Annotated in this window: 6 protein-coding genes and 1 pseudogene; 4 read left to right on the top strand and 3 right to left on the bottom strand. The window is 58.8% G+C overall.

What is annotated here, in order from left to right; translation table 11 throughout:
- Positions 1 to 412 (top strand): annotated as a pseudogene (locus tag AAAB35_RS27070) (serine/threonine protein phosphatase); the annotation flags it as partial.
- A gap of 1 nt (position 413) precedes the next feature.
- Here the strand turns inward: AAAB35_RS27070 and AAAB35_RS27065 are convergent.
- Positions 414 to 554 (bottom strand): hypothetical protein, encoded by a 141-nt coding sequence (locus tag AAAB35_RS27065; RefSeq protein WP_174207689.1) that lies wholly within the window; start codon positions 552 to 554, stop codon positions 414 to 416.
- 209 nt (positions 555 to 763) lie between these two features.
- The gene (locus AAAB35_RS27060; protein WP_340671426.1) at positions 764 to 1462 is read right to left on the bottom strand and encodes a type 1 glutamine amidotransferase; all 699 of its coding nucleotides are present in this window, start codon (positions 1460 to 1462) and stop codon (positions 764 to 766) included.
- Positions 1463 to 1530: 68 nt separating this feature from the next.
- On the opposite strand from AAAB35_RS27060, the gene AAAB35_RS27055 reads away from it, so the two are divergent.
- Positions 1531 to 2136 (top strand): hypothetical protein, encoded by a 606-nt coding sequence (locus tag AAAB35_RS27055; RefSeq protein WP_340671425.1) that lies wholly within the window; start codon positions 1531 to 1533, stop codon positions 2134 to 2136.
- Between the two features lie 3 nt (positions 2137 to 2139).
- Here the strand turns inward: AAAB35_RS27055 and AAAB35_RS27050 are convergent, their stop codons facing one another.
- Positions 2140 to 3039: a DMT family transporter gene (locus tag AAAB35_RS27050; protein WP_340671424.1), complete on the bottom strand. Its 900-nt coding sequence runs from the start codon at positions 3037 to 3039 to the stop codon at positions 2140 to 2142.
- 133 nt (positions 3040 to 3172) lie between these two features.
- Here AAAB35_RS27050 and AAAB35_RS27045 point away from each other — a divergent pair, with 133 nt between their 5' ends.
- Positions 3173 to 3610, top strand: coding sequence for an Lrp/AsnC family transcriptional regulator (locus AAAB35_RS27045; protein ID WP_340671423.1), 438 nt, complete (start codon positions 3173 to 3175; stop codon positions 3608 to 3610).
- 11 nt (positions 3611 to 3621) lie between these two features.
- Positions 3622 to 4356, top strand: coding sequence for a 16S rRNA (uracil(1498)-N(3))-methyltransferase (locus AAAB35_RS27040; RefSeq protein ID WP_340671422.1), 735 nt, complete (start codon positions 3622 to 3624; stop codon positions 4354 to 4356).
- The last annotated feature ends 106 nt before the right edge of the window (positions 4357 to 4462 follow it).

The raw sequence follows: 4462 nt of genomic DNA, 5'->3' as shown, positions 1-4462 counted from the left end.
CCGCCAGACCGCGCTTTCCTATGGGGTTGATATCGATTTCGACGACGCGGTTTCGGTGCTTGACGGCTGGCGAGCGCTTGTGCGGGCAATACCTGACGCCCACAGGCAATTCCTGAGCGGTCTGGCGCGATCCGTTGTCTTTGGCGATTTTTACTTTTGCCATGCCGGTGTCAGGCCCGGGGTCGCCCTCGACCTGCAGGATCCGGATGACCTTATCTGGATACGCGGCGAATTCCTCAACAATCCGACGCTTTATCCAAAGGTCATCGTGCACGGCCACACGCCGGTCAGCGACGTCGACATTCAGTCAAATCGCGTGAACCTCGACACCGGCGCGTTTGCCAGCGGTCGGCTCAGCGGGTTGATGATCGAAGGGGACCGGAAGTTTCGGCTTGAGGCAGTGAGAAACTAGCTCAACGCGACGACGTGCTTACGCCGTAGCCGTCGCTGGAGACGACACGTCCGCCGGCATCAACCGAAAACAGACCGACGCCCATGAACAGGATGGCTGAGAGCATTACGGCGGTCAAAAGTGCAGCACTCTTGGTGGTCATTTTCGGCGTTTCCATCGGTTGCGGGCCAGCTTGATGCCGGTAGCCCGTGGGGGCACTACAGGACACTTTGCTTACCAACTAGTGAATCGAAGACACGTTCCAAAGGAATCGAGAGTGGCTATCCGATTCTGGATTTACCTGTTGCAGAGTTGCAACGATTCCGTGCGGGGACCGATACCCTGCAAGACCTGAGCGAGCGGAAAAGACTGCTAAATCAAGGCAACCCACGCCCGGGCCAAAGCAAGCCCCGCGGCATCGGCAACTTCGCCGTCGCGGGCCACATACGCATCATAATTGTCCAACCATTCCGGGTAGTTAGAGGCGATTTGATCGTGGAATGCGTGCCGCCACTCCTCAACGAGGGTCGTATCGGCTTCGAAGTGAAACTGAATGCCGTAGATGGCCCGACCGATCCGAAACGCTTGATTGGCGGTCACGTCGCTCGACGCAAGACGGACCGCACCCTCCGGCAGCGTGAACGTATCACTGTGCCAATGAAAGATCGGAAAGCGCTCCGAAACGGACGAGAGGACTGGATCAGTGTCTCCTGCATCGGTTCGGGCCACTTCGTGCCAACCGAATTCCGGCGTGCAACCGAGAATGTTGTCAGCCCCATAGCCGCGCGCGACCAACTGGCTGCCAAGGCAGATGCCAAGCACTGCCTTGCCCGTGTCGCCAAAGTCCTTCGCCAATCGCGCCAGCGCGGGGAGGTAGGGATGGGTGTCATCGGCGAGAGCATTCTGGTCTCCGCCCAGCACCACGAGCGCATCATGCCCGGATGCGTCCGCCGGGAACGCCTCGCCAAGATAGGCCTGACGCAAGTCGATCGATGCTCCAACTTCGGTGAGCGCTCGTCCTACTTGCCCGAGCCCGGTATCCTGGTAATTCTGAATGACGAGAATGCGCATGATAACTGCCCGATGAATGCTTCGAAACTGTCGGATAGCATGGCGCCAATCGAGTCGAAAGCCGTCAAATGACCTTGCAGAACCGTGTTACTCCCTTTGGCGAAGTTGTCGCAGCGCCCTATCGCGGAACGATGATGGGCAATCGCGGCATCATCCACGACCCGGCGACGCGAACGCTCCTCAAACGGCGCTGGACGACGCGCGCATGGATCATTTGCGTGTGTGAGTTCAAGGGCGTCCGCCGCGAGGTCATGGCGCGGCAAAGCTGGACCGAGCTCTTCTTTCTCGATGAAGCAACGGCGCTTTCGGCTGGGCACCGGCCATGCTTCTACTGCCAGCGCCAGCGTGCGCTCGCCTTCCAGGCGGCATGGGCGGAGGGCAATGGTAATTTCTTGACGGCGCCGGGTATCGATAGTGTCCTGCATGGCGAACGGCTCGACCGGAGCCGTCGCAAAGCGCGTCATGCTATCGAGGGTCCGGTGCGCGGGCTTCCCGACGGCGCGATGATTGCAAGCGGTGACGATGCTTATCTCATCAAGGCCGGGAAGACCCATCTTTGGTCGTGGCAGGGGTATCAACCGGCCGAGCCCCGAGATGGGGCCATGCTGCTGACACCTCCCTCGACAGTCCGGGCACTGCGGGCAGGCTATCTGCCCCAGATGCATGGTTTTTGATCGTCAAACCTTCACACCTTCTGGCAACCGCCTGCCGAAACTCCAGCCGAGGCTGGTGCCAGCGGCGGCGATCAGGATGGCGGCGGAACCGACCAACTGGCTTGGCTGCAAGGCGTGTCCGAATGCGATGTAGTCTACGAGAATCGCAGCGATAGGATAGATGAAGGAGAGCGACCCGGTGATATGCGTCGGCAGCTTCTGGATCGCGCTGTAGAGCAGGATATACATCAGCCCGGTGTGCACGACGCCGATCGTCACTATGCTGGCCCATTGCCCGGAACTCTGTGGCAACGCGCTGAAATCGGCGAGCGGGGCAAGCATGACAATGCCGACGCAGACCTGAATCAAGGCAATGAGATGCGGCGGCGTACCCTTCAGCCGCTTGGCGACGATCGCAGCGATCGCATAGAGAAATGCGGCGCCGAGCGCCAGAGCAATCCCGGCCATATAATCCGAACCGCTATAGGCGGCACCAGGCTTGGCCTGCACGATCAAAAGCATGCCGGCAAATGCGACACCCAGCCAGAACAGCTTCGTGACAGTGAGTTTTTCCTTGAAGATCAGTGCGCCGAGCCCGACGAGCATGAAGGGTTGGACATTATAGACGGTCGTTGCGATGGCTATGGACGCCCGGGGATAGGCAGCAAAGAGCAGAACCCAATTGAAGACGATCGCCATGCCACCGATGACGGCGAGCCCGAACAGCTTCGGCGAGATGATATCCCGCCGCAACAGCCCAAGTGCCGCGCAGACGGCAAGCAGGGTCAGGGCACCGATGGCACAGCGCCAGAACACGACCGAAAATACCGGCTGGCCTGACATGAGTACGAACCAGCCGATCGTTCCCGAAATGACCATCGCAGTCGTCATCTCGACACTGCCTCTGACGATTTCCTTTTCCATGTCACTGCTCCCTCATCCAACGAGGCAAAGTCTATGCTCGCGACACTGGATTTGCTATGATCGTGAAAAGGCAAATCATTTACTTTGCCTTTTTAATTCAGGCGAAGTGCGGCAAACACCTTACAGGAACGCCATGTTGGACGAACTTGACCGAACGATCCTCGAAATTCTCATTGACGATGCACGCATATCGCTGAAGGAACTCAGCCAGAAAGTCGGCCTGTCCTCCCCAAGCGTCTCGGAACGCCTACGGCGGCTCGAGGAAAAGAAGGTCATCCGCTCCTTTACGGTCGATATCGATCCCGTCGCGCTCGGCTATAGTCTGACCGCGATCGTGCGCGTTCGCCCCCTTCCCGGCATGCTGCATATTGTTGAACGCCTGATAAAGGAGACGCCGGAGATCACCGAGTGCGACAAGGTTACCGGCGATGATTGTTTCATCGGCAAGCTGCAATTTCGCACCATGGAACAGCTTGATTCGATTCTTGACCGGATCGCGGAAAAGGCTGAAACCAACACCTCGATCGTCAAGTCGTCCCCTGTCAAGCGGCGCTTGCCGCCTCTCTCCTGAGAAGATCTAGAATGCGCGCCAATTACAAGATGCAGAGGCTTTACGTCACCAGCGATCTCGCCAAAAGTGCAGGCGTTGCGGCCACTCCTGATGCCGTCAACTACCTTGCCAATGTGCTTCGGCTGCAAGATGGCGATGAAATCCTTGTCTTTAATGGGCGGGATGGCGAATGGAGAGCGGCCCTTCGGTTTGAGAGCAAGAAGAAGCTGGCGCTGGAACCACTCGAAAGAACGCGTGACCAGCCGGAGACACCCGATCTCGTCTATTGCTTCGCACCGCTGAAGCAGGGCCGCCTGGACTATCTCGTGCAAAAGGCGGTGGAGTTGGGGGCGGGCATTTTGCAACCGGTCATAACCCAACATACGCAGGTCGCCCGCATCGGCACCGATCGCATCGAAGCGAACGCGATCGAAGCGGCCGAACAATGCGGCGTGCTGGCGATCCCGCAGACGCGCGAACCGTTGAGGCTCGAGAAACTGCTTGAGGGCTGGGATGTTTCGCGACGCCTGATCTTCTGCGACGAAGGTCATGATACGCATAACCCCCTGCCGGCGCTCCAGTCGATCCCACGGGGACCGCTCGGCGTCCTTGTCGGACCGGAAGGTGGGTTTTCGGAACAGGAGCGCCAAGCCTTGCGCAAACTTCCCTTCGTCACGGCGATACCGCTCGGCCCGCGCATCCTCAGGGCCGATACCGCAGCAGTCGCCGCACTCGCCCTGATTCAGGCGACAATCGGCGATTGGTGAGATACAAATTCTCTTGATGGGACGATAAAAGAAATTCGCTTGCGCTCCTGCCTGAAAACGGCCAATCACGCGCAACCATCTTCATCCAAGCGGGAAGCACCGTCCA

Origin of the sequence: Phyllobacterium sp. (assembly GCF_037994425.1) — a bacterium.
Classification (GTDB): Bacteria; Pseudomonadota; Alphaproteobacteria; order Rhizobiales; family Rhizobiaceae; genus Phyllobacterium.
The sequence above is the reverse complement of the archived record's forward strand: the minus strand, read 5'-3'. Positions and strand labels throughout refer to the sequence as shown.

Bases quoted from the DNA above. Each gene is read 5' to 3' on its own strand.
- AAAB35_RS27065 (WP_174207689.1), bottom strand. From the start codon at position 554: ATGACCACCAAGAGTGCTGCACTTTTGACCGCCGTAATGCTCTCAGCC.
- AAAB35_RS27045 (WP_340671423.1), top strand. From the start codon at position 3,173: ATGTTGGACGAACTTGACCGAACGATCCTCGAAATTCTCATTGACGAT.
- AAAB35_RS27060 (WP_340671426.1), bottom strand. From the start codon at position 1,462: ATGCGCATTCTCGTCATTCAGAATTACCAGGATACCGGGCTCGGGCAA.
- AAAB35_RS27050 (WP_340671424.1), bottom strand. From the start codon at position 3,039: ATGGAAAAGGAAATCGTCAGAGGCAGTGTCGAGATGACGACTGCGATG.
- AAAB35_RS27040 (WP_340671422.1), top strand. From the start codon at position 3,622: ATGCGCGCCAATTACAAGATGCAGAGGCTTTACGTCACCAGCGATCTC.
- AAAB35_RS27055 (WP_340671425.1), top strand. From the start codon at position 1,531: ATGACCTTGCAGAACCGTGTTACTCCCTTTGGCGAAGTTGTCGCAGCG.